This window comes from Luteibacter sp. CQ10 (assembly GCF_040900725.1).
Taxonomy (GTDB): domain Bacteria; phylum Pseudomonadota; class Gammaproteobacteria; order Xanthomonadales; family Rhodanobacteraceae; genus Luteibacter.
Genome location: NZ_JAEUYM010000006.1, coordinates 136,930 through 161,057, shown reverse-complemented (window position 1 = coordinate 161,057; position 24,128 = coordinate 136,930). Strand labels below are relative to the sequence as shown.

Sequence of the window (24,128 nt, the reverse complement as noted above, 5' to 3'; positions counted from 1 at the left end):
GGTTCCGTCCGGAAAGGCGGCAACGATAGCGCGCGCCTCGATCCGCGTCGCGGCTAAAGCACGCTCACCGGGCGATGCGCATGGCGCGCAGGAAGGCGAGCGTGTCGTTCTCCACATGCCGGGCCGCCGCGGACCGTTCCGGCGACGCCAGCACGTGCGCGGCGTGATCGTAGGCCTGCAAGGATTTGCGGTCGGCCGGCGTGCCGAGCCAGCCGAACGCATCGCGCATCGCCCGCACCGAGGTCAGCGTGTCGCGATCGCCCTCCCCGCCGTCCCACACCCCCATGAATACCGGGCAGGTGATCTCGCGCAGGATGTCCTGGCGCATGCGCTCGGCAAGCAGCCGGGCGACGGCGCGGATACCGTCGCTGTGGATCATCTGCGACCAGTAGCGGCGCTGGAAATCGGTGCGCTCGCCATCGGCGGGAATGGCACCGCTCAGTGAAAGCGCCGCCTCCAACTGGGCCGGGTCGTGCACGCGGATGCCCGGCGACCAAGTCACCACGCCGGCCACCGACGCGCCGCGGCGCGCGGCGAGGTCGAGCGCGAGCGTGGCACCCATCGATGTGCCCACCAGCAGCACCCGCTCGCCCAGGTCCAGGCCGACGTCCAGCGCCTCGTCGGCGTCGGCCATCCAGCGCTCGGGCGTGGCGCCGGCCATGGCCTCGGGATCGTCGCTGCCGTGCCCGTGCAGGCGCGCCAGGTACAGGTGCGCATCGCAGGCCCGGGCGATCTCGCGATGCGCCGGGGCGCCTTCGGCCTGGCTCGCGGTAAATCCATGCAGGTACACCACCGAAAGCGGGCGGCGTGCCCTGGCGGCGTCGGCGAAGACGATGCGGGCTTCGTTGTCGGGCTTCAATCCAGGTGTCGCGCGTTCGCGGGCATCGATGCCGCGGGCCAGGTCGTCCAGTGTGCTCAAGCGTTGGCGCCTTCGGTGGAAACCGACACCATACGCTGGCGCGCGGCAAATGCACGCACCGACCTGGCCAACGCATCCAGTTCGGCATGGGCGGCCCGCAGGTCGCCACCGGCGTCCACCAGCACCGTCAGGTCGTCGCATACCCTCGCACCTCCCGGCAGGCCGAGATTGCCGAGCACGTTGCGCAGCGCATGGATGGCCTCCGAGGCGCCGGCGATGTCCCGCGACAGCATGGCCAGGCGCAACGCCTCGACATGGGTTTCGGTCGCCTTCGCGCAAAGCGCGACGAAATCGGCGAACTCTTCCGCGCTGGTGAGCGCGCGCATGTCGTCCAGCGGCGACGCACCGCTATCGGCCGTCGCCGAGAACTCGGGCACGGATTGCCATGCCCTCGCGGCACTTTCCAGTACGCGCTCGCCGGCCACCGATTCGATGACGTCGAGCAGGCGCTGCGCGGCGATGGGCTTGGTGAGGTACGCGCGCGCCCCCGCCTTGAACGCGATGCGAACGGCATCGTGGCTCGAATCGGCGCTGAGCATCACGATGGGCGGTACCGCGCCGGCGCGGCGCGCGGAATCGATGCGACCGAGCACGTCCCAGCCCGAGCTGCCCGGCATGTGCAGGTCCATGAAGATCACGTCGAAGGTATCGGTGGCCAGCCGCGCCAGCGCCTCATCGCCGCTGGCGCAGAACGTGGCGACGTGTCCCGCGCGTTCGAGGATGCGCCCGACGATCTCGCGGTTGGCCGCATTGTCGTCCACCACCAGGCAGCGCTGGCGTGCGACGCGGCCGCGATGTTCGTCGAGCAGTTCGACCAGCGGCATGCCGGCGATGCTGCGCACGCCGACCGGCGCCCGCGCCAGCGGGAATCGCCAGGTGAACACCGTACCGCCGAGCGGATTGTCGGCCACCTCCAGGCGTCCGCCCATCTGCTCGGACACGTTGCGCACGATGTACAGGCCCAGCCCCACGCCTTCCTGCCGCCGGCTCTCGCCCGCGCTCAACTGGTGGAAGGGGTCGAAAATGCGCGCCTTGTCCGCATCGGCGATGCCGATGCCGGTGTCGACGACGGTGCACACGATGGTCGGGTCCCGGCCGGCGGCCCCGTCCACGAGTTCGACGCGCACGTCCACCGATCCCCCGGGCGGGGTGAACTTCACGGCATTGGAGGCGAGGTTGGAAAGCACCTGCTCGATGCGCCCGGGATCGCCGTTGAAGACGCCCTCCACCGACGCGTCGCGCGACACGGTGAACCCGATCTGCTTGTCCGCGGCGAGGGGTCGGCACACCGCGCCCACCGTGACGAGCACTTCGTCGAAAGTGAACGGCTGGTGCCGCAGGCTGAAGCGGCCGCCGGCGAACGAGGCCACGTCCAGCACGGCGTTCACGCGGTGCAGAAGCGCATTGGCGTTGGATTCGAGCAGCGAGACCAGGCGACGCTGGTCTTCGTTCATCACGCCGGTGTCGATGAGCGACGCCGAATGGATCACGGTGCCCAGCGGCGTGCGCATCTCGTGGCTCATCATCGAGATGAAGCGATGCTGCGCCTCGCGCGAGGCGATCGCCTCGGTCGACACTTCGCGCAGCGCGTCCATTAGCCGATAAAGCGTCATCGGCAACACTATCACGAGCGCCAGCGCATAAAGCGCATAGGCGGGGCGCGATATCCAGTAACCGTCGGGCGCGCTGATCGCGAGTACGGCGACCGATGCCATCACGCTCGCCGCGAACGCGCGCCGGCTATAGCGCACGCCCACCGCCACCGAGAGGAAGGGCAGTACGGCCGTCAACGTGATCACCAGCATGAAGGCCGCCTTGAGCAGCACCGCCACGATCACGTAGTTGGCGGCGGTACCCAGGGCATCGACGAGGGGGCGACGGCGCAGCCCACGGGCGGCACGCACGCAAAGCATCCACAGCGTGGCGGCGATGAACAGCCCCGTGGCCAGGGGGAACGCACGGTTCGCTTCCACGGCCATGGGGGTCGGGCCGTGCAGCCAGGCCGCGGTCCAGACCAGGATGAAGCCGAGGATGACCACCCGCATGAGCGAGACGCGATATTCGCGAAAACTGGCGACGATACGGTCGATACGGGGATTGCGCAGCCGCTCCGCGGCTTCGCTGAGCATCACCGGTTCGGTGCGGTTGCCGCGACCGCGTTCGATCTTCATGCCCGCCTGATCCGCCCCCTTCCAATAGTCGCCTAGTCTAGTTTCTTGACCTGCGCTGACAAGCCCGGATTTCGTAAAGGCTCTCGAACAGGGGGCTAAGGCACGGTTTTCGTTAAGGAATGGTCGCCTCGGATCGAAAGATGGGGCGCGCAAGGACACACGGGCCTCGCCGGGCTTTGGCATGGGATTTGCCTCGATCCAAACCTGAATAAGGAAGTCGCCCCGCTATGCCGCCCCGTCACGCCGAATACACATTTCCATCGTGGCGATACGCCCGGCTGATGCAGTCGAACATCCATGCAAACCGCCACTTAGGTCGTTTTATGCTGCGGCGCGGCAAAGGTGTTTCGTATGGACGTCCATACGAAACTTTCGAAGGGTTATGGACTTCTTTGCCCCGCTACTGTAAATCTTGCGAAAGGTTCATTTGGATCGAGACAAATGAACGCGACGGAGCGCGGACGCAGGGTCGGGGAGCTTTCGTCGGGGAGAGACGTCGTTCAACCACCCGTTGTTCCGTGCTCGCGTTTTTACCGGGCACCATTATTTTCGGGGAAGGCACTTGAACAACCAGTTTCTCTCGCGGAGGCAGGCACTCGCCCTCGCCATCTGCACCTGTCTGGCCGGCGCGGGCGTCGTCCACGCACAGTCCACCACCGGCGGCCTCAACGGCAGCGTGCCGGCCGGCGGCAACGAAAGCATCGTGATCGAGAGCGGCACCGGCTTCCGCCGTGAGGTGCCGGTCGACGACCGCGGCCGTTACTCGGCATCGCAGCTTCCGCTGGGCACCTACACGGTGACCCTGATGCGCGATGGCGCCGTGGTCGATACCCGCAAGGACGTCACGCTGCGCGTCGGCGCCAGCACCGACGTGTCGTTCGCGGCCCCCGCCGCCACCGCCGGCGACGCGACGAGCCTTTCCGGCGTGACCGTCACCGGCACCGCGCTGCCCAACATCGACGTCACCACCGTCGACTCGCGTACCGTGGTCACCGCCGAGCAGCTCGCCAAGCTGCCGCTGGGCCGTAGCGCCGAGGCCATCGCGCGGCTCGCGCCGGGCGTGGTGAACAACGGCGCCAACTTCCAGAGCGACACCGGCCGCTCGGTGGCCAGCTTCGGCGGCGCCGCGGCGAACGAGAACGCCTATTACATCAACGGCTTCAACACCACCGACCCTCTCAATGCGCTCGGCGGCCTGCAATTGCCCTACGGCGCGATCGATCAGCAGGAGGTCTACACCGGCGGTTACAGCGCGCAGTACGGCCGCTCCGACGGCGGCGTGATCAGCCAGGTCGGCAAGCGCGGCACCAACGAATGGCATTTCGGCGCGCAGGTGCTGTGGGAGCCGGCCTTCGCACGTGCCAAGCAGGACAACCTCTACTACACCAACACGCCGGCATCCGCCCCGGCAGGCGACCTCTACCAGCTCAAGAACCAGAACCGCCAGTGGACCACCACGGTGAGCGCCTACGCGGGCGGCCCCCTGATCAAGGACAAGCTGTTCTTCTTCGTGGCCGGCGAGTTCGAGAAGCAGAACCGCCGCACCCTCAACGACGTGGGCAGCAACACGCCCGAACAGAAGAACGATTACCGCTCGCCGCGCTGGTACGGCAAGCTCGACTGGAACATCAACGACAGCAACATCCTCGAAGTGACCGGCGCGTCCGACAAGCGCGAGAGCTCCGGCACGCGCTACAACTACGACTTCAACAATCGCCAGGTGCTCAACACGATCGGCCCGGACAACGACAAGAAGACCGGCGGCGATCTCTACATCGGCAAGTACACCAGCTACATCACCGATAACCTGACCCTCAGCGTCCTGTACGGCAAGATGGATTCGAAGAACTACGACCAGCCGGGCAACTATGACCCGAACCTGGTGCGTGTCGACGGCTCGACGAACCAGAATCCGGCGTTGAACGGCGGCAGCCCCATCCGCAACAACCAGGTGGGCGACATCAGCTCGCCCGGCCGGGGCAACAAGTCGACCAACTTCCGCTTCGACGTCGCCTACGTGTTGGGCGATCACACGCTGTCGGCCGGTATCGACAACGTCAGGTCGCGCGTCGAGGATTTCGGTTCGACGCATCCAGGTCCCGGCTACACCTGGGCCTACGGCCATACCACGACTCCCGACGTGCCCCTCTCCGACGATACCGGCCGCAATTTCGTCCCGGCACCGGCACTGTTCCCCAATGGACAGGACGGGTATTACGTCAAGCGCGACATCGCCACCAATCTGGCGAACGTTCGCTCCGAGCAGCGGGCCCAGTACGTCGAAGACAAGTGGCAGGTCAACGACCGCTGGCTGCTGTCGATCGGCCTGCGCAACGACCAGTTCACCGACTACAACCCCCAGGGCCAGGCTTTCATCACGCAGACCAAGCCGCAGTGGGCGCCGCGCATCGGTGCCTCGTGGGACGTCTACGGGGACGGTTCGTTCAAGGTGTTCGCCAACGCCGGCCGTTATTACCTCGGCCTGCCGCTGAGCCCGGCGACCGGCGCCGCCGCCGGTTACCTCGCCACCCAGCAGTACTACACCTACTCGGGCATCGATCCGGCCACCGGCGCACCCACCGGCCTCACCCAGATGAGCGACGTGGTTTCCGGCAACAACTCGTACGGCATTCCCCCCGACCCGCGCACGGTCGCCGGCAAGGGCCTGAAGGCCGAACACCAGGACGAATTCATTCTCGGCTTCGACAAGGCCTTCGGCCAGAGCTGGGTCTACGGCGCCAAGTTCACGCGTCGTCTTCTGCGCACCGTGATCGACGACTTCTGCGACGTCGGCCTGGTCACCGACAAGGCCCTCGCCGAAGGCCATACGATCAGCAGCAGCAACAGCTGCTACCTGATCAACGGCGGGTCCGCCAACACGTTCACGCTCATCGACAACAACAACCAGCCGTACGACGTGACGCTCACGCGCGACGAGATGGGCTTCCCGAAGGCCAAGCGCAACTACTACTCGCTGGAAACCTTCATCGAGCACACCTTCGACGGCACGTGGTACGGCAAGCTGGACTACGTCTTCTCGCGCTCGTACGGCAACACCGAAGGCCAGGCCCGTACCGACACGCGCCAGTCCGGCGCCGCCGGCAGCGTGGATTGGGACAACCGCTACGTGATGGACTATTCCAACGGCATCCTGGGCAACGACCACACCCACGTCATCAAGGCGTACGGCTACTGGCAGTTCGCCCCGGAATGGCAGCTCTCGGGCAACCTGCAGGCCGCCACGGGCGCACCGGAAATCTGCCTCGGCTACTACGGCGCCTCGCACAGCAACCCCGAGTCTTACGGCAGCACCTACCACTTCTGCAACGGCGAGCCGGCGCGCCCGGGCTCGCAGGGCCGGTTGCCGTGGACGTTCCAGCTCGACCTGGGTGTCACCTATCGCCCGGGCTGGGCCGACCAGAAGCTGGCGTTCTCCGCCAACGTGTTCAACGTGCTCAACGAGAAGCGTGCCACGTATCGCTACCCGTCGAGCGAGGACACCCCGCGCACGCCGAACCCCATCTTCGGCGTGCCCCTGTACACGCAAGACCCGCGCTACGCCCGCCTGGCAGTCACCTACGACTTCTGATCGGCTTCAACGCATAAAACCCATCCCTGTGTGACTTGCGCCCCCTTCGCCCCCCGGCTGCCTCCCCGGCCGGGGGCCCTGTCGAAGACGGGCGCTCTTTTTTTGCCCGTACCCTGCCACCGAAGGGGTGGGAGCGGACCGTGTCCGCGAACCCTCAAGGCTGCTATAGCGAATGAGGCTATGCGGCGATCGTGCGAGCTTTTTTGCCGCTCGCACGATCACCGCATAGCCTCATTCGTTCGCTGGCACGCCTAAGGGTTCGCGGACACGGTCCGCTCCCACCCCTTCGGTAGGCGCGCTCAGGCGCCGGCTTCGCCCGACGCGGCCACCACCATCTCGATGTAGCCGAGGATGTCCTTCACCTCGAGGTCGAACACGCCCGCGTCGCCGTTGTCGTAGGCCTGGCGCCACACGGCATAACCGTCGCGCCAGCTCTCGTCGGCATCGGCGGTACCGGCCGCGCCCAGCACGCTCTTGTCGAGCGTCGAACGCGACACGGCCGCATGGTGCATCGCCGGCTGAATGCCCCCGGGCACGCGGTGGTTGCGCAGCTTCACGCCGAGCAGGGACACGTGGAACACCTCGCCATCCTCCGGCTCGACGTCGATCTTGCGGATCATCAGGCGGGAGTCTTCCTCGCCGGGCCGGGTGCGGTAAGTCCAGGACTGGCCCGGAGCGTAGTCGGGTCGGGTCATGCCATCGAGTCGTGTGAAGGGCGGACCCTCGATCTTAGACCAGGGCGAGACGCCTGTCCGGCGACGCGTCGCGCAATGCCGTATCCTTGGCGTCCTGCGCCGGCACTCACCCCATGAGTGCGGCGAACGCGAGGCGCGCGGCGAAACCGGCCGCTTCCCCAGCCGAATCAGAGACTTCCGCCCCGCGCGAGGTCGTGGCCCTTTCGTTTTCGAGGTTCGATACACCATGGTGGCATTGGCGACCGAGCACGTCATCGACGTGCACCACTGGAACGATACGCTTTTCAGTTTCCGCACCACGCGCGACCCGGGTTTCCGGTTCGAGAGCGGGCATTTCGTGATGATCGGCCTGGAAGTGGACGGCCGCCCACTGATGCGCGCCTACTCGATCGCTAGCGCGCATTACGAAGAACACCTGGAGTTCTTCAGCATCAAGGTGCAGGACGGCCCGCTCACCTCGCGCCTGCAGCACCTCAAGCCCGGCGATCCGGTGATAGTGAGCCGCAAGCCCACCGGCACGCTGGTGCTCAACGACCTCAAGCCCGGCAAGCGCCTCTACCTGCTCGGCACGGGCACGGGCCTGGCGCCCTTCATGTCGATCATCCGCGACCCGGACACCTACGAGCGCTTCGACACCATCGTGCTCGCCCACGGCGTGCGCCACGTGAACGACCTGGCCTACTCGCAGTACATCGAGAACGACCTGCCCAACCACGAATACCTGGGTGAGCTGGTACGCGAAAAACTCGTCTACTACCCCACGGTGACTCGCGAGCCCTTCCGCAACCGCGGCCGCATCACCGACGCCATCGCCGACGGCGAGATGGCGCGCACGCTTGGCCTGCCGCAACTCAACCCCGCGGAAGATCGCGTGATGCTGTGCGGCAGCCCCTCGATGCTCGAGGACATCTGCGTGCTGCTCGACGGCGAAGGTTTCCAGGCCTCGCCGCGCACACGCGAGCCGGGCGATTACGTGATCGAGCGGGCGTTCGTCGAGAAATAGGTTTACGCGACACCGCTCCGTTGGCTTTTCGCCGATGCGATCGGCTCCCACCCTTTGGTAGCAGCCTTCCTACCGAAGGGGTGGGAGCCGATCGCATCGGCGAATTCGTCAACGCCTCACGCGCCCCTGCCCTTCGTTGTCCCAATAGCCGAAGACCTTTCGCGCGATGAGCTTGTAAAGGCGCTTGCCCGTCGCACGCCATAGGCGCGAATGGGGCGCCGGCTGCGCGAGGATGGCGCGTTGCCGTGCGGACAATGCATCTGCCACGTACGTGCGCTTGTGCTTGAGCAGGTGGCGAAGGTCTTCGCGCGCGAGCAAGCGGAACAATGCGCCGCGCTTGCCGCGTGTCCACGCGATCTGGAAATCCACCAGTCCCGGCGTGCCGTCCTCGCGCACGAGCCAGTTCGGTTCCTTGGCCAGGTCGTTGTGCACGATGCCGCGCCGATGCAGCACGGCGAGCAGGCGCAGCGCCCGGCGGTAATAGGCCGCGTCGCGCGGCTGCCCCTGCTGCATGGGCAGCCCGGCCATGTAGCTGCGCTCGAGGACGCGGCCGTCCCATGCGAGCAGGCGAGGCACGCCGTCGATGCCGTCGAGCTTGCCCAGGGCACGCGCCTCGCGTGCCGCGGCACGTCTGGCGAAACCACGGGCCCACCAACGGGCCGAGCCGATGTCGCGCCGGATCAACAGCACGCCGCCGCGTTCCACGCGTTCGATACGGCCCAGTTCGTCGGCCTTGAGCAGGGTGACGGTTTCCGTCGACGCGTCTTGCACGGTGTTCCTTCGATTCGTTGACATGCCCTGAAGAGGGATGACGCTAGGCTAAGATGCGAGCCTCGCAGGGAGATAAATCCGACATGTTGATGCGACACATCCTGCAGCTGGCTTTCGCCACCGCCGGACTGGCCGCCTGCCAGGAGAGCGCCGACCAGGGCGGCCACTCGCCGTCGCACGCCCGGGCGAACGCCGACAAGGATACCCAATCGGACGCGCAAGGCCTCTACACCATGGAGCTGTCGTTGCCCGAGCTGCCCGAGCGTGCCGCGCCGTTGCGCTCCACGATCGACCGCTACGTGGAGCGCCAGAAACGCGCCTTCCTCGACAGCCTCGACGCGCCGGGCGCCCGCCAGCGCGCGCGGGAACTGCCCTGGGACCTCCATCTCGACATCGCCGTGGCCTCGCGTACCGACCGCTTCATCAACGTGCAGGTCGACGGCTCGGCCTTCACCGGCGGCGCGCATCCGGCGCCCATCCTCGATAGCTTCACGTACGACCTGCAGGAACACCGCGTGGTCGGCCTGCGCGATCTGTTCGCCGATCCGCAGGCGGCCGAAAGCGCATTCGCCTCCGAGGCGCGCCGGCAACTCATCGGTTCGCTCGACGACGAGGACGAACCCCTGGCCTCCGACACCCGGCAGATCGACGAGGGCACCGAACCGGGCAAGGACCACTACCGCGTGTTCAGCCTGCTCACCGGCCCCGACGACAAGGTGCACGGCCTCACCTTCGTCTTTCCGCCTTACCAGGTGGCGGCGTATTCGGCGGGTCCGCAGGCCATCGACGTGCCCAGCGACGCCTTCGAGGCTTTCCTCAAACCCGAGTACCGCGAGGCGTTCCGCTGATGGACATCGCCCTGTACGTACTCGCCGCCCTGTTGGTGGTCGGAGGCGTCGCTGGCGCCATCCTGCCGGTGCTCCCCGGCATCCCGATGATCTTCGGCGGCATCTGGCTGGCGGCGGCGGTGGACGAGTACCGGCACCTCGGCTGGGGCTGGCTGGTGGCGATCGGCATCGTGGGCGCCGTCGGTGTCGCGCTGGACTTCATCTCCGCCTCGCTGGGCGCGAAGAAGATCGGCGCCAGCCCACGCGCGCTGTGGGGCGCCGGGGCGGGCACGGTCGTGGGAATGTTTTTCGGCATCCCCGGCCTGTTGCTCGGCCCGTTCGCGGGCGCCGTGATCGGTGAGTTGTGTTCCGGCAAGAGCATCCTGCGTTCGGCCCACGTCGGCGTCAGCACCTGGTTCGGCATGCTCGTGGGCATCGTGGCCAAGGGGGTGATCTCGTTCCTGATGATCGGCATGGCCGCCGTGGCACTCATGTTCAGCTGATCTGCCGAATGGGCCATTTGCCCCGATGGCCTTTGCGGCTAGTCTCGTGCCCAATTCACCGGGGAGACACCCATGTTTCGACGACTGACCCTCGCGGCCGCCGTGACCTTCGCGGTCGGTGCCGTGCACGCCGATGCCACGCCACCGGCCTGGATCGCGCGCAGCAACGCCGATTCCCAGCTCCTGCTCGACATCACCGCCCGCTACAGCCCCGAATCGGCCACCGACATCGGCGTGAAGGGCTTCGACGAGAAAACCGCCGACCTGAGTGCCGGCGCCGACGACCGCCAGCGCGCCGACCTGGTCGCGGCACGCAAGAAGTACGACCAGCGCCTGGCCGTCGAGAAGGATCCCAACGTCCGCCAGGACCTGCAGATCCTCATCAAGCAGATCGATTCCAGCATCAAGGGCATCGACCTCAACAAGAAGTACATGCTGCCCTGGTACGACGCCGGCCAGATCATCTTCAGCGGCGAGTTCTCGCTGCTCAACGCCGAAAGCACGCCGGCGCAGAACAAGGCCGCCCTCGGCCGACTGAAGTGCTACGTGGGCATGGCCCCGGGCTGCAAGGCCCTGGTCGACGAAGCCCGCGCCCGCACCACCGAGAAGCTCGGCGACAAGGCGCTGCTGGGCCCGGTCAAGGCCGACGTCGAACAGAAGCTGGGCAACACGCAGCGTTACGTCGACGGCATCCGCAAGCTGTTCGCCGAGAAGAAGGTCGCCGGCAGCGACGAGGCGATGAACACGCTCGACAAACAGCTGAAGGATTACAACGCCTGGGTGAAGAGCACGGTGCTGCCGCGCGCGCGCACCGACTTCCGCCTGCCCGAGCCGATGTACGCCTACAACCTCGAACAGGTGGGCCTGGACATCGCGCCGCGCGACCTCATCGCCCGCGCGCAGCTGGAATTCATGGAAACCACCTATGCGCTGCAGTCCCTCGCGCCGGTGGTGGCCAAGGCCGAAGGGTTGCCCGACGGCGATTACCGCGACGTGCTCAAGGCGCTGAAGAAGAAGCAGTTGCCCAAGGACCAGGTCGAACCGACGTACCACAGGGTGATTGGCGAGATCGAAGACATCATCCGCAAGCAACGCATCGTCGAGCTGCCCAAGCGCCAGCTCGCCATGCGCCTGGCGTCCGAAGCGGAAAACGCGCGCACGCCCGCACCGCACATGGACCCGCCGCCGTTCATCGACAACACCGGGCAGCGCGGCACCTTCGTGCTCACCACGGGCAATCCGCCGGCCGATGGCGACAACACGCAGATGTACGACGACTTCACCTTCGAAGCCGCCGCCTGGACGCTCACCGCGCACGAGGGCCGTCCGGGCCACGAGCTGCAGTTCGCCGCGATGGTGGAACAGGGCGTGTCGCTGACGCGCAGCCTGTTCGCCTTCAACAGCGTCAACGTGGAAGGCTGGGCGCTGTATGCCGAAGCCGAGATGGTGCCGTACGAGCCGCCGGCCGGCCAGTTCGTGGCCTTGCAGTTCCGCCTGCTGCGCGCGGCGCGCGCCTTCCTCGACCCCATGCTCAACCTGGGCATGATCGACCGCGACCGCGCCCACGACATCCTCGTGCACGACGTGGGCCTCTCCGAACCGATGGCGCGACAGGAGCTGGATCGCTACACGCTCAACTCCCCCGGCCAGGCCACCGCCTACTTCTACGGCTACCTGCGCATCCTGCAATTGCGCGCGGAGACGCAGACCCGGCTCGGCGAGCGTTTCGATCGCAAGGCGTTCAACGACTTCCTCATCGCCCAGGGCCTGCTGCCGCCCGACCTGCTGGCCGAGGCGGTGCGTACCCGCTTCGTGCCGTCGCAGGAAAAGAAGAAGTAAGACCGTTGCCCGCCGGAGGGGCATTGACCTCGTCCCTCCGGCGGTGTTCCATGCGGGCATGACCCTCGAACTGCTCCTGCACGTCCCCCGCCTGCCCTTGCAGGGCGCGGGCCTGCGCGCGGCGCTGGCCATGGCCACGCGGATGGGCGCCCGGCTCGACGCCATGCACGTGGTCGACCTTCCCGCCGCCGCCTTCACCGTGCCCGAAGCCGTGCCCCTGCAGCTGGATGCGGTGCGCCAGCGCACGACCGATGCCCGCGCCGTGGCCGACGAGTGGACCGCACTTCTCGCCTCGCACGGCCTGCATGGCAAATGGCGCGTCGCCAACGGCGACACCGTCACCCTGCTCTCGCATGCCTCGGCGGGTTACGACCTCGTGGTGATGGAGCGGTCGTCCACCATGCGCGGCGATGCGCCCATCGGGTTCGGCGTGGTATCGCGCACCGTGTTCGCGTCCAGCCGTGGCGTGCTGGTGGTGCCCGACAACGCGCCGGTCGGTACGCTGGGCGAGCACGTGCTGGTGGCATGGAGCGGCAGCCGCGAGTCGGCACTGGCGGTGCGTTCGTCGTTGCACCTGCTGCGCCGCGCCGCCCGCGTCACCGTCATCGACGGCAGCCGCGACGAAGACATCGACACCTGCGCGCTACCCGATACCGACATCTGCCATTGGCTCGACAGCCACGGCGTCACCGCCACGGTGCGCCGCCTCGACGACGGCGCGAAAGCCGCGCCCGGCCCCGCCTTGCTCGACATCGCGCACGCGGAAAAAGCCGACCTCATCGTGATGGGCGCCTGGGGCCGCTCGCGCCTTTCCGAGATGGTGCTCGGCGGCACCACGCGCTACCTCTTCATGCAATCCGACGTGCCGATGCTCGTCGCGCACTGATCGCTCGCCCAACCCCTGTTCCGATATTGCAAGTTTCCGCGGCGTGAGATAAATCTGAAATCGAACACGATCCCCGCCGTTCCCCACGGCCGTGTTCGGCAAACCAGGCATCACCTTCCCCCCACGTTGCAGGAGGTGGCTCATGTCGTTCGCTCGTCCGTCGTCCCAGGCCGGGATTCACCCGGATACCGTCCGCATCGTCGCCATGAGCGCGGCGATCGCCCTCAACGCCGCCGCGCTCATCGCCGTCATGCGGCCGATGGTGGCGCAGATCGTCACCACGCCGCTGACCAACGCGTCCCTGCGGATCATCGATCACCCCGTCGAGCCCAAGCCGATCCCCCCGCCGCCGATCGACCTGAAGCCGCTACCGGTCGTGCGCCACACGCCGACGACGGTCGCTCCCAAACCGCAGCCCGTGACGCAGCCGACCGTGGTCCCCACCGACGAAGGCAGCGCGCCGATGGTGCCGTCCACGCCGGTGGATACCGCACCCGTCGCGCCGGCGGTCGAAAGCGCCCCCGTGGAGGCGAAGCTGGCCTACGTGTCGGCGCCCGCTCCCGCCTATCCGCGCGCGGCCTTGCAGCGACACATGGAAGGCACGGTCACGCTACGCGTGCTCGTGGACGAGACCGGCAAACCCGTACAGGTGGAGATCGAACAGAGCAGCGGCCACGCCATCCTCGATGCCGCGGCACGCGACCAGGTGCTGGCCGCGTGGCGATTCCAGCCGGCGCAGGCGAACGGCCGTGCCGTGCGCGCCTGGGCACGCATCCCCGTGGCGTTCGACCTGCGCAAGCTCTGACCTTCGTGGCACCGGCCCGCGCCGGTGCCACCGACTAGCGAGACGCCGGCACCACCACCACTTCGGGCTTGCGATGGCTGCGGGCGATGGCCCAGACGATCAACGCGAGCAGGGCCACCGGCAGGAGAACCGGCATGAGCGCCAGCGCGACCACCGGGGCCACCAGCAGCATGGCGACACCGCCGACCAGGGCGCCGACGAGGGTGCCGATCAGGCTGAACACGCCACCGACGATCCCGAAGACCAGCTTCAGTACCGCGCCAAGCACGGCGAACACCAGCCAGAAACCGGCGGCGAGGACGACGAGCGAGGTGAACACGATCATGGCTTTGCTCTCCATTGGACGGACCGCCGACCGGGCGGTTCGTGGCTTTGGATGCACGGCGCGGGTGAAGGGTTTAGCGCCTTCGCGACATTTCGGGGTTACAAGGCTTTAACGAGCCACATGGTCCACTCCCCGCCAGTCGATTCACGGGGCGGGGCCCCTCCCTCCATGGGCAAGCGTTCTTCCATCATCAGCAGCCTGCGCGACGTCGTCTTCGACCTGTCGCAGGCCGAACTGCCGGATCTGGCCTCGATGGGCCGCGAGATCGGCCGCCTGCTGCATTCGCGCCACGACGAGGTGATCGCCTCGCTGGGCGGCTTGCGCGAGCGCCGTCGCGGTTTCGAGCGCTGGATGCTCGCCGAACGGACCAAACCGCCGGTCAGCGTACTCGTCATGGCCTGGCCGCCCGGCTACACCACGCCCGTGCACGACCACGGCGGGTTGTGGGGACTGGAAGCGACCATCGCGGGCGCGCTGGAAGTGGAGTCGTTCGACAAGGGCGACGACGAACATTCCCTGCGCAGCAGCGGCCGCACCTGGCTGGGGCCGGGTGACGCCACGTGGTTCGACTCCACCGAGGTGCACGCGCACCGTTGCCGCAATTTATCGCGGCACGACACCGCGCTCACCCTTCACGTCTACGGTGGCGATCTGGCACAGTATCTCGCCTACGAGCAGCCCGGTCCGTCCGAGCACTGGATCGCACGACCGAGGCAGTCGATCATCGCGGGACGCCTGACGGCCTGACGGTCTAACGGCCCTCCACCCCCACATACGGGCGAAGGACCAACGCATGTTTCAGAAAGTCGCCATCATCGGCGGTGGCGCGGCAGCGGCGACGCTGGTGAGCGAGTTACTGGAGCGACGCACGCCGCGTCCGCTCCACCTGGATTGGTACGCGGGTCGCGCCGAACCGGGTCGTGGCGTGGCCTACGGCACGCCATCGGATCGCCACCTGCTCAACGTGCGCGCCGCATCGATGGGTATGTTCGTCAGCAAGCCGGGCGGATTCCTCGAATACGCCCAGGCGCTCGACGCGAACGTCAAGGGATCCGATTTCCTGCCGCGTCGCCTCTACGGCGATTTCCTGCGCTCGCGCGTCGAGCAGGCGCTGAAGAACGCACACACCTATGGGCACGACGTCAACGTACGGCCTTTCGACGCCGATTCGCTGATGCCGTCGAGCGAAGGCATCACCATCGGCTATGGCGACGAGGAAGCCCACGCCGACGCCGCGGTGCTCGCCATCGGCTCGCTGCCACCACGCCCTTTGCCGGGCGTGGAGGATGCCGCGATCGCCAGCGGTCGCTACGTCACCGATCCATGGCCCTACCTCGCGTCCGCCCCGGCGGACGACCGTCCCCTGCGCGTGCTGGTGATCGGCCTGGGCCTCACCGCCGTCGACGTGCTCCTCGAACTCTCGGCACGCTGGCCGAACGCGCGTTTTTCCGCGCTGTCCCGCCACGGCAAGTTGCCCGAGCCGCACCTGGCCGCCGTGTCGGCGCCCTCCGGCGACGGCGACGAACTGGTGGAATCCCTCCGGGATGATCCGAACGTGCGCGTGTGGCTGCACAAGCTGCGCGATGCCGTGGCGCACGCCGAAGATTGGCGCACCATCATCGACGGCATGCGCCCGCACACGCAATCGCTGTGGCGTGACCTGCCCGACGCCGAACGGTCCCGTTTCCTGCGTCACGCACGCTGGGCATGGGAACGCGCGCGCCATCGCATGCCGCCGCAGGTCACCGCCTCGGTGGTCGAACTGGAAAAAGCCGAACGCCTCCAGCGCCGCCGCGGCCGCATGCGCTCGGTGAAGCTGTCGATGGACGGCCATCTCGATGTCGTGCGCGCGCTGCCTGGCGGCAACGAAGTCACCGAGCCTTACGACATCGTGATCCAGACGGTGGGCCTCAACACCGACACGCTGCGCACCGAGCATCGCCTCGTCAGCCAGCTCGTCGTCGACAAGCTGGTCACGCCCGATCCGCTGGGCCTGGGCTTCGCCGCGCTGCCCGACGGCCACCTGCTCGACGCGACGGGCACGCCACGCGACAACCTGTTCGCCATCGGCAGCCTGTTGCGCGGGGCGTTGTGGGAATCCACGGCGATTCCCGAAATCCGCAAGCAGGCGCAGGCGGTGGCGAACATGCTGGTGGCGGACAAAGCGGCGAAATAGGGTTTCGTCCCTATCCCGACCGGGGCGCTGGGTTCCTGCGCGCGCAGGAGCCCAGCGCAGCGAATGGGGTGTTCGCGGCGACGTGCCTACGCGCTCTTCAGAACCCCTCGAGCACCACCTTCCCGATCGTGCTCCCGCTTTCCAGCTTCCGGTGCGCGCGCCACAGGTTGGCCGCGTTCACGGTGCCGACGTTCTCCCGCATCGTGGTGCGCACCACGCCCGCGTCCACCAGGTTGGCCACCTCGTCGAGGATGCGTCCCTGTTCGCCCATGTCCTCGGTGCGGAACAGCGACCGCGTGTACATCAACTCCCAATGCAACGACAGGCTCTTGCGCTTGAGCAGGCGGATATCGATCGAATCGTCGGGATCGTCGATCAGGCCGAGCTTGCCGTGCGGCTTGAGCAGCTCCACCAACGCCGGATAGTGCAACTCCGTGCGTGTGAGGGAAAGCACGTAGTCGACGCCTTCCGGTGCCACGGCACGCACCTCCGCCTCCAGCGGACGCGAATGGTCCACCACGTGGTGTGCACCCATCGCTTCGACCCACTCGCGGGTTTCTGGCCGTGACGCGGTGCCGATCACGGTCAGGCCCGTGAGCTTGCGCGCCAGCTGCACGGCGATCGAACCGACACCGCCGGCCGCTCCCACGACCAGCAACGTGGCCGGCCGGCCCGGCGTGCCGAACGGAATGCCCATGCGCTCGAACATCAGCTCCCACGCCGTCACCGCCGTGAGCGGCAGCGCCGCCGCCTCGGCCATGCCCAGCGTGGACGGCTTGCGGCCGACGATGCGCTCGTCCACCGCCTGATGCTCGGCGTTGCTGCCCGGACGCTCCAGTTCGCCCGCGTACCACACGGCGTCGCCCGGCTTGAAGCGGCTGACCTCGGCACCGACGGCCACGACCGTACCGGCCGCATCCCAACCGAGCACGCCCTGGCCCTCGCTGCCCGCCTTGCGCTGACGGATCTTGGTATCCACCGGATTGACCGAGACGGCTTCCACCTTCACCAGCAGGTCGCGGGGACCGGGTGACGGCTCGGGCAGATCGGCATCGGCAAGGCTTCGTGCATCGTCGGCGGGCAACGACTGGACATGGACGACGGCTTTCATGGCTGGGTTGTCTCCGGAAGATCAGGCGCGTTCGACAAGGGGAAGAAGGGTGGAGCGACGTTCGAGCATCACGCTCGCGACGGTCGCCAGCAGGCCGGCCACGGTCACCGCGGCGCCCGCCAGGCTCACGGCCGGCAGGCCCAGGCCCGCGGCGATCACCACGCCACCCAGCCACGCACCCCCGGCATTACCCAGGTTGAACGCGGCGATGTTCAGCGTGGAAGCGAGGTTCGGCGCATCGCCCGCCACGTGTACCACGCGCGACTGCAACGGCGCGACCGTGGCGAACGAGGCAATGCCCCAGACGAACACGGTGACGATGGCCGCCAGGGTGGAATGCATGGTCCAGGCGAACACCACCAGCAACGCGGCCAGCACCACGAGGATGCCCATCAGCGACGGCATGAGGCGCCAGTCGGCCAGGCGACCGCCGAGCATGTTGCCGATCGTGGTGCCGACGCCGAACAGCACCAGCACGGCGCCGGTCCAGTGCGGGCTCACGTGCGACTGCTCCTGGAGGATCGGCGCGATATAGGTGAACACCGTGAACACGCCGCCGAAACCCAGCACCGTCATGCCCAGCGCGATCAGCGCCTGCGGTTCGCGCAACACGCGCAGTTCGCGGCGCATGTCCGGTGCGCGCAGGTGGGGCAACGCGGGCACGAAACGGACCACCGCCACCGCGGCGAGCACGCCCAGCGCGGTCACCGCCCAGAACGTGGCGCGCCAGCCGGCCCATTGGCCGAGGAAGGTGCCGAACGGCACGCCCAGCACGTTGGCAAGCGTCAGCCCGGCGAACATCAGCGCGATGGCCCGGGCCCGCTGGTTCGCCGGCACCAGGTGGGCCGCCACCACGGCGCCGATGCCGAAGAACGAACCATGGCAGAACGCCGCGACCACGCGCGCGGTCATCAGCATGCCGTAGTTCGGCGCCACGGCGCAGAGCAGGTTGCCGAGGATGAACAGGCCCAGCAGCAACAGCAGGGCGCGCTTGCGCTCCAGCTTCGCGGTCAGCGCGGCCAGCAAGGGCGCGCCCACGGCCACGCCCAGCGCGTAGCCGGAAACGAGCATGCCCGCCGAGGGAATGCTCACGCGCAGGTCGGCGGCCACTTCCGGCAGCAGGCCCATGATCACGAACTCGGTGGTGCCGATGGCAAAGGCCGCCACCGCCAGCGCCAGCAGGGGCAGACGGGAAGACGAGGGATTCATAGGATAGGCTCGACGAAAACGAAGGCGCCTATTGTCCCGTGCTGCTGCCCACGCAAAAACGCTCCCGCGCGACAAACACTGTTGCCGCAGACTTGAAGATCGGAGGCCGCCGGCCGTGATCACCACGCTGATCGCCCTGGCCGCCCTGAGTCTCCACGTGGCCGGGATCTTCGCGGCCATGCATGCGGTGATGCATACCCGCACCGCCCAGGGCGCCTTCGCCTGGTCGCTCGGGCTGGTGCTGGTCCCGTACGTGGCCCTGGTGCCCTACCTCTTCCTCGGTGCCAGCCACTTCGGCGGCTACGTCGACCTTCACCGGCAGCGCCAGTCGCGTTTCTTCATGCTGCACGACGAAGCGAGCCGGCCGCCGCGGGACGGCGCGGTGCATCGGCCGGATACGGTCCACGACCCGCGGTATGCCCCCATCGGCCACATGCTCAAGACCGCCATGCACGGGGGCAACGCCCTCACCCTGCTCGTCGACGGCCAGGCCGCCTTCGATGCCATGCTCGCCGCGATCGCCCGCGCGGAGCAGTACGTGCTGGTGCAGTTCTTCATCATCCACGACGACGACCTCGGCGGACGCCTGCGCGACGCCCTGCTCGAACGCGCCGCCGCCGGGGTGAAGGTCTGCCTGCTCTACGACGGCATCGGCAGCCATGCCCTGCCCGACCGCTTCGTGGAGCGGCTGCGCCAGGGCGGCGTGGAGGCACGGCCGTTCGCCACGCGACGCTGGCGCAACCGCTTCCAGCTCAACTTCCGCAACCATCGCAAGGTCCTGGTGGTGGACGGCACGCACGGTTTCGTCGGCGGCCTCAACGCGGGTGACGAATACCTCGGCGGAAACCCCGCCCTGTCGCCCTGGCGCGATACGCACATGGGCATCGAAGGCCCGGCCGTGGCCGACCTGCAACGCGCCTTCGCCGAAGACTGGTACTGGGTCACCGGCCGGCGGCCGCCCTCGCTGGCGCCGCTGGAGCGATGCGGGCGCGCGGCCAGCATGATCGTCGCCACCGGGCCCGCCGACCGCCAGGAGAGCTGCTCGCTGTTCTTCACCCAGGCGATCCACGCCGCGAAGAAACGCATCTGGATCACCACGCCGTATTTCGTGCCCGACGCCGCCGTGTTCGGCGCGCTAAGGCTGGCCGTGTTCCGCGGCGTGGACGTGCGCATCCTCATTCCCGATCGCCCCGACCACCGCACGGTCTTCATGGCCTCGACGCTCTACGCGCACGAAGCCACCATCGCCGGCATCCGCGTCTTCCGTTTCCATGACGGATTCACCCACCAGAAGGTGATGCTCATCGACCACGACACCGCGGTGGTCGGCAGCATGAACCTCGACAACCGCAGCTTCCGCCTGAATTTCGAGATCGCCGCGCTCAACGTCGACGAGGCCTTCGCCGACGAGGTGGAGGCCATGCTCAAAGCCGACCTCGCGCGAAGCGACGAGGTCAATCCGAACGATTACCGCCGCCTGCCGTACCTGTCCCGTGTCGCGTTGCACGTGGCCCGCCTGTTCGATCCGGTGCTGTGACACGACGTCGGCCATCGCAAGTGCAACCGCGATCGTGGCTGGCAAGCGATCCGTGTCCATTCCTCCGGGGAATAGGAATTATCGCCGGATCGTCCCTGCCCTTCCCGTGGAGCACGGTGCAGAATCCGGGTAGACGGTCCACCGGGCGTGCCCGCCTCCACCGTGTTCCAACGGGGGAGCGGTCATGATCGAAGCCGACGCATCGCCGCATGCCGCCGGCCATTCGCAAGGCCGCTGCCTGTACCACGCATGCCGTTCGCCGCACGGCGAACCGTGAAGGAATCCGTATGACGCGTACCTTTCTCATTACCGGTGCCAGCAAGGGGATCGGCCTGGCGCTCTCGACGCGGCTCGCTGCCGCCGGCCATCAGGTCATCGGCCTGGCACGTTCGGCACCCGGCGAGTTTCCCGGCACGTTCGTTCCTGTCGACCTCGGCGACGACGACGCCACGCGCGCAACGTTGCAAGACATCGCGCAGCGCTTTTCGCTCGATGGCGTGGTGAACAACGTCGGACTGGTACGTCCCGCGCTGCTGGCGGACGTCACCTTGCCGGCACTGGACGAGGTCTTCGGCGTCAATCTGCATCCCGCCCTCCTGGCGGCGCAGGCGGCCCTGCCCGGCATGAAAGCTAGGCGCTGGGGCCGCATCGTCAACATCTCCAGCCTGACCATCCTCGGCATGCCGCAGCGCACGGCGTATGCGGCCGCCAAGGCGGCGCTGGTCAGCTTCACGCGCAGCTGGGCGCTGGAGCTGGCAGATACGGGCGTGACGGTCAACGCGGTCGCGCCCGGTCCCACCGAAACCGAATTGTTCCGCGCAAACAATCCGCCCGGCAGCGAAGGCGAGCGCCGCTATCTGGCGGGCGTGCCGATGGGGCGTTTCGGCAAACCCGACGAGATCGCGGCGACCATCGCATTCGTGTTGTCGGAAGAAGCCAGTTTCATGACGGGGCAGACCTTGCACGTCGACGGCGGCGCATCGCTCGGACGCCTCGCGTTCTGACGAACGCATGCCGGTGCGGTCGGTCCCGTGCTATGACTGTGGGAGCCGGCCATGCCGGCGATGGGCTTGCCGCTCACTCGAATCGCCGACACCGTCGGCTCCCATACCATCCGCCGGAAACCTGTCGATGATCCGTACCCTGGCCTTCCTCGCCGCCACCGCCATGACCGGTAGCGCGCTCGCCGCGCCGACGGGCTTCGTCGAACGCAGCCTCGCCGTGCACGGCAAGACCTATCGCTACCAGGTGTTCGTGCCCGCGAGCCTCGAAGGACGCCCCGCCGTGGTGCTCTTCCTGCACGGCAGCGGCGAGCGCGGCAGCGACAACCGCAAACAACTCACCCAGGGCCTGCCGCACTGGCTCGAAGACCATCCCGATTTCCCGGCCGTGGTGGTGGTGCCGCAGGTGCCCGACGGTCAGGAATGGACCGACCGCGACAACGCCGACATGGCCATGGCCGCGCTCGAGCACGCGATCAAGGATTTCCACGGCGACCGGCATCGCCTGTACCTCACCGGACTGTCGATGGGCGGCTACGGTTCATGGCAGTTGGCCGTGGACCATCCCGGCACGTTCGCGGCGGCGGCGATCATCTGCGGCGGCGTGACAGCGCGGGCCGATGGGCGCGCGCTCTACGTGCACGGCGTGCCCGACGGCACGGATGCTTACGCATGGACGGCCAAGAAGATCGGCAAGCTCCCGGTATGGATCTTCCACGGCGGCGACGACGACGTGGTGCCCACCGAGCAGTCGCGCCGGATGCATGCGGCGCTGGAGAAGCGGCATGCGGCGGTGAAGTACACCGAGTATCCGGGCGTGGGGCATGGATCGTGGGACAAGGCGTATGCCGAGCCGGATCTGTGGCCCTGGATGTTCAGCCACAGGCGGTGAGGTGGGAAGAGCCAATTCGTCCCTTCGAGAGAACCCGTTGCACCGAGCTGTGCCCCCCCCCTGCGTACGCAGGAACCCAGGGCGTCAGTGCTCGGGTTCACTCACCGCGCACGTGCCCCAGCAACCGCTTGAACCCACCCGAAAACAGGGCCCAGCCGATCGCGGCCCCGAGCAATCCACCCAGCAACTCGAACAGCACCCGCAAGCCGATCGCATCCGGATCGTGCACCGCCGCGAGCTTGATCCGCAGCAACGACGGCGATTGCAACGGCACCACGTTGAAGTAGAACAGGTTCCAGAGGTCCTGCCCCGCCGCGACGACGATGGTCAGCGCATAGGCGACGGAAAGCTCCTTGCCGTCGCTCCAGCCGCCGCCCTTGCCGAACACGGCGCGCACCAGGAGGTACATCACGATGCCGACGAGCAGGGCAATGCCACCCGCCTGCAAGGCACCGACGATGCCGTAGCCCATCCAGCTGCGATCGTATGGCATGAAGCGGACTCGTGAAGGATCAGACGGGCATTATGCCCGGCCGAAGCGCAGATAGAGCGAGATCGACAGCATGACGCCGGCCAGCGACGCGAACGCCGCCATCAGGAAAATGCCCGGGTAATCGAAACGTCCTGCGATCCATCCGCCCAGCGGGCCGGTGACGCCCAGCGCCACGTCCAGGAACACCGAATACGCGCCCAGCGCGGCGCCGCGATTGTGCGTGCTCACGCGACTGACGGCTTCGACGCCCAGCGACGGAAAGACCAGGGCGAAACCGGCGCCGGTCAGCGCCGCGCCCGCCAGCGCGAGATGCGGCGTGCCGCCCTGCCAGAGCAGGATCAGGCCGAGGCATTCGATGGCCAGCGAGGCGATCGCCACGCGGTAGCCGCCGAAGCGGTCGATGGCGTTGCCGAACACCAGGCGCATGCCGATGAAACAGCCGCCGAACACCGACAACGACAGCGCCGCGCCCTCCCAGCCCCGGCTGGCGTAATACAGCGCCACGAAGGTGGAGAGCGAACCGAAACCGATGGAACCCAGCGCGAGGCCCGCGCCGTAGGGCATGACCCGCGACAGCACGCTGCCGAACGACAGGCGCTCGCCGTGGGTCGGCGGCACGTGGGCTTTCCACAGCGCGAACGGCAGCACCAGGACACCCAGCGCGAAAGTGACGACGCCCAGCGCGATGAAACCATGGTCGGCGGCCAGCTTCACGCCCAGCGGGGCGCCGAGGGCGATGCCGCCGTAGGTGGCGATGCCGTTCCAGGAGATCACGCGGGCCGTATGCTCGCCGCCGATGCCCGCGATGCCCCAGGCGATGCAGCCCGTCCCCACCCAGCTTTCGGCGAAACCGAGGCCGAAACGGCTCAGCACGATCAGCGCCAGGGATAGCGCCGGTGTCTTCGGCACCAGTGCGGCCAGGGCGAGGAAGAGCCCGGCCAGCGCGAACACGATCAACCCGGCCACCACGGCCCGCTTCGGACCCATGGCATCGGCCATGCGCCCGGCGTGGGGGCGGCTCAACAGGGTCGAGGCGTACTGGACGCTCACCGCCAGGCCCGCCAGCACCGTGGAATAGCCCAGGCCCCCGTGCACGAAACCGGGCAGCACCGCCAGCGGAATGCCGATGCCGAGGTAGCAGACGAACGTGAAGACGACCGCGGAGAGGATCCGGGCGGTGACGGCGAAACGCCGTCCGCGATGGGGGACTAAGGATGGGAGGGACATGGCCCGGGCATTATACGGGAGCGTTGTTGCGGCGCGTCATCGGCCTTCATGAAGCGATATTTAGCTGGGGGATGCGTGCGCAGGAACGACGGCCGGCAAGATTGAGCGCCGCGGATCGATCCCTCACGTCGTTCCTGCGCACGCGGGAA

At 67.6% G+C, this 24,128-nt stretch carries 21 protein-coding genes; 12 read left to right on the top strand and 9 right to left on the bottom strand.

Features of this window, described 5'->3' with window-relative positions; genetic code table 11:
• Positions 1 to 64: 64 nt before the first annotated feature.
• Both JNG39_RS19595 and JNG39_RS19590 read right to left on the bottom strand, forming a co-directional pair.
• Positions 65 to 919 carry an alpha/beta hydrolase gene (locus tag JNG39_RS19595; RefSeq protein WP_368313648.1) on the bottom strand — a complete coding sequence of 285 codons (855 nt, stop codon included), beginning with the start codon at positions 917 to 919 and terminating at the stop codon, positions 65 to 67.
• Positions 916 to 3,090, bottom strand: a complete 2,175-nt coding sequence (locus tag JNG39_RS19590) for a hybrid sensor histidine kinase/response regulator (protein WP_368313647.1) — start codon at positions 3,088 to 3,090, stop codon at positions 916 to 918. The genes JNG39_RS19595 and JNG39_RS19590 overlap by 4 nt, the downstream gene beginning before the upstream one ends.
• 562 nt (positions 3,091 to 3,652) lie before the next feature.
• Here JNG39_RS19590 and JNG39_RS19585 point away from each other — a divergent pair.
• The gene (locus JNG39_RS19585) at positions 3,653 to 6,679 is read left to right on the top strand and encodes a TonB-dependent receptor plug domain-containing protein (protein WP_368313646.1); all 3,027 of its coding nucleotides are present in this window, start codon (positions 3,653 to 3,655) and stop codon (positions 6,677 to 6,679) included.
• Between the two features lie 299 nt (positions 6,680 to 6,978).
• Here JNG39_RS19585 and JNG39_RS19580 read toward each other — a convergent pair whose 3' ends face one another.
• Positions 6,979 to 7,374, bottom strand: a complete 396-nt coding sequence (locus JNG39_RS19580) for a hypothetical protein (RefSeq protein ID WP_368313645.1) — start codon at positions 7,372 to 7,374, stop codon at positions 6,979 to 6,981.
• A gap of 226 nt (positions 7,375 to 7,600) precedes the next feature.
• Between JNG39_RS19580 and JNG39_RS19575 the strand changes: the two genes are divergently transcribed.
• Positions 7,601 to 8,377, top strand: a complete 777-nt coding sequence (locus tag JNG39_RS19575; RefSeq protein WP_368313644.1) for a ferredoxin--NADP reductase — start codon at positions 7,601 to 7,603, stop codon at positions 8,375 to 8,377.
• A gap of 108 nt (positions 8,378 to 8,485) precedes the next feature.
• Here JNG39_RS19575 and JNG39_RS19570 read toward each other — a convergent pair whose 3' ends face one another.
• Positions 8,486 to 9,148, bottom strand: coding sequence for a serine/threonine protein kinase (locus JNG39_RS19570; RefSeq protein WP_368313643.1), 663 nt, complete (start codon positions 9,146 to 9,148; stop codon positions 8,486 to 8,488).
• 83 nt (positions 9,149 to 9,231) lie between these two features.
• Here JNG39_RS19570 and JNG39_RS19565 point away from each other — a divergent pair, with 83 nt between their 5' ends.
• The 5 genes from JNG39_RS19565 to JNG39_RS19545 all read left to right on the top strand — a co-directional run bounded on the left by JNG39_RS19565 (position 9,232) and on the right by JNG39_RS19545 (position 14,008).
• Complete coding sequence (locus tag JNG39_RS19565) at positions 9,232 to 9,996, top strand: DUF3298 domain-containing protein (RefSeq protein ID WP_368313642.1); 765 nt, start codon at positions 9,232 to 9,234, stop codon at positions 9,994 to 9,996.
• Positions 9,996 to 10,478: a DUF456 domain-containing protein gene (locus tag JNG39_RS19560; protein WP_368313641.1), complete on the top strand. Its 483-nt coding sequence runs from the start codon at positions 9,996 to 9,998 to the stop codon at positions 10,476 to 10,478. The genes JNG39_RS19565 and JNG39_RS19560 overlap by 1 nt, the downstream gene beginning before the upstream one ends.
• A gap of 72 nt (positions 10,479 to 10,550) precedes the next feature.
• Complete coding sequence (locus tag JNG39_RS19555) at positions 10,551 to 12,317, top strand: DUF885 domain-containing protein (protein ID WP_368313640.1); 1,767 nt, start codon at positions 10,551 to 10,553, stop codon at positions 12,315 to 12,317.
• 58 nt (positions 12,318 to 12,375) lie between these two features.
• Positions 12,376 to 13,203 (top strand): universal stress protein, encoded by an 828-nt coding sequence (locus JNG39_RS19550; RefSeq protein WP_368313639.1) that lies wholly within the window; start codon positions 12,376 to 12,378, stop codon positions 13,201 to 13,203.
• Between the two features lie 142 nt (positions 13,204 to 13,345).
• Positions 13,346 to 14,008 carry an energy transducer TonB gene (locus tag JNG39_RS19545; RefSeq protein ID WP_368313638.1) on the top strand — a complete coding sequence of 221 codons (663 nt, stop codon included), beginning with the start codon at positions 13,346 to 13,348 and terminating at the stop codon, positions 14,006 to 14,008.
• Between the two features lie 34 nt (positions 14,009 to 14,042).
• On the opposite strand, the gene JNG39_RS19540 is transcribed toward JNG39_RS19545, so the two are convergent.
• Complete coding sequence (locus JNG39_RS19540; protein WP_368313637.1) at positions 14,043 to 14,333, bottom strand: hypothetical protein; 291 nt, start codon at positions 14,331 to 14,333, stop codon at positions 14,043 to 14,045.
• A 168-nt stretch (positions 14,334 to 14,501) separates the two neighbouring features.
• Here JNG39_RS19540 and JNG39_RS19535 point away from each other — a divergent pair, with 168 nt between their 5' ends.
• Both JNG39_RS19535 and JNG39_RS19530 read left to right on the top strand, forming a co-directional pair.
• Positions 14,502 to 15,080: a cysteine dioxygenase family protein gene (locus JNG39_RS19535; protein WP_368313636.1), complete on the top strand. Its 579-nt coding sequence runs from the start codon at positions 14,502 to 14,504 to the stop codon at positions 15,078 to 15,080.
• A 46-nt stretch (positions 15,081 to 15,126) separates the two neighbouring features.
• On the top strand, positions 15,127 to 16,509 hold the full coding sequence (locus tag JNG39_RS19530) for an FAD/NAD(P)-binding protein (protein WP_368313635.1): 1,383 nt from the start codon (positions 15,127 to 15,129) through the stop codon (positions 16,507 to 16,509).
• Positions 16,510 to 16,606: 97 nt separating this feature from the next.
• Here the strand turns inward: JNG39_RS19530 and JNG39_RS19525 are convergent, their stop codons facing one another.
• Both JNG39_RS19525 and JNG39_RS19520 read right to left on the bottom strand, forming a co-directional pair.
• Positions 16,607 to 17,620 (bottom strand): zinc-binding alcohol dehydrogenase family protein, encoded by a 1,014-nt coding sequence (locus JNG39_RS19525; protein WP_368313634.1) that lies wholly within the window; start codon positions 17,618 to 17,620, stop codon positions 16,607 to 16,609.
• A gap of 21 nt (positions 17,621 to 17,641) precedes the next feature.
• A complete protein-coding gene (locus JNG39_RS19520) occupies positions 17,642 to 18,829 on the bottom strand; it encodes an MFS transporter (RefSeq protein WP_368313633.1) in 1,188 nt (395 codons plus the stop codon).
• Between the two features lie 115 nt (positions 18,830 to 18,944).
• Between JNG39_RS19520 and cls the strand changes: the two genes are divergently transcribed.
• The 3 genes from cls to JNG39_RS19505 all read left to right on the top strand — a co-directional run bounded on the left by cls (position 18,945) and on the right by JNG39_RS19505 (position 22,259).
• Positions 18,945 to 20,366, top strand: coding sequence for a cardiolipin synthase (cls, locus tag JNG39_RS19515; RefSeq protein ID WP_368313632.1), 1,422 nt, complete (start codon positions 18,945 to 18,947; stop codon positions 20,364 to 20,366).
• 287 nt (positions 20,367 to 20,653) lie between these two features.
• Positions 20,654 to 21,370 carry an SDR family oxidoreductase gene (locus tag JNG39_RS19510; protein ID WP_368313631.1) on the top strand — a complete coding sequence of 239 codons (717 nt, stop codon included), beginning with the start codon at positions 20,654 to 20,656 and terminating at the stop codon, positions 21,368 to 21,370.
• Positions 21,371 to 21,497: 127 nt separating this feature from the next.
• On the top strand, positions 21,498 to 22,259 hold the full coding sequence (locus JNG39_RS19505; protein WP_368313630.1) for a prolyl oligopeptidase family serine peptidase: 762 nt from the start codon (positions 21,498 to 21,500) through the stop codon (positions 22,257 to 22,259).
• A 97-nt stretch (positions 22,260 to 22,356) separates the two neighbouring features.
• On the opposite strand, the gene JNG39_RS19500 is transcribed toward JNG39_RS19505, so the two are convergent.
• Together JNG39_RS19500 and JNG39_RS19495 are read right to left on the bottom strand one after the other, a co-directional pair.
• Entirely contained in the window at positions 22,357 to 22,752 is a 396-nt protein-coding gene (locus JNG39_RS19500) for a hypothetical protein (protein ID WP_368313629.1), read from the bottom strand.
• 30 nt (positions 22,753 to 22,782) lie between these two features.
• A complete protein-coding gene (locus JNG39_RS19495; protein ID WP_368313628.1) occupies positions 22,783 to 23,979 on the bottom strand; it encodes an MFS transporter in 1,197 nt (398 codons plus the stop codon).
• Positions 23,980 to 24,128: the final 149 nt, after the last annotated feature.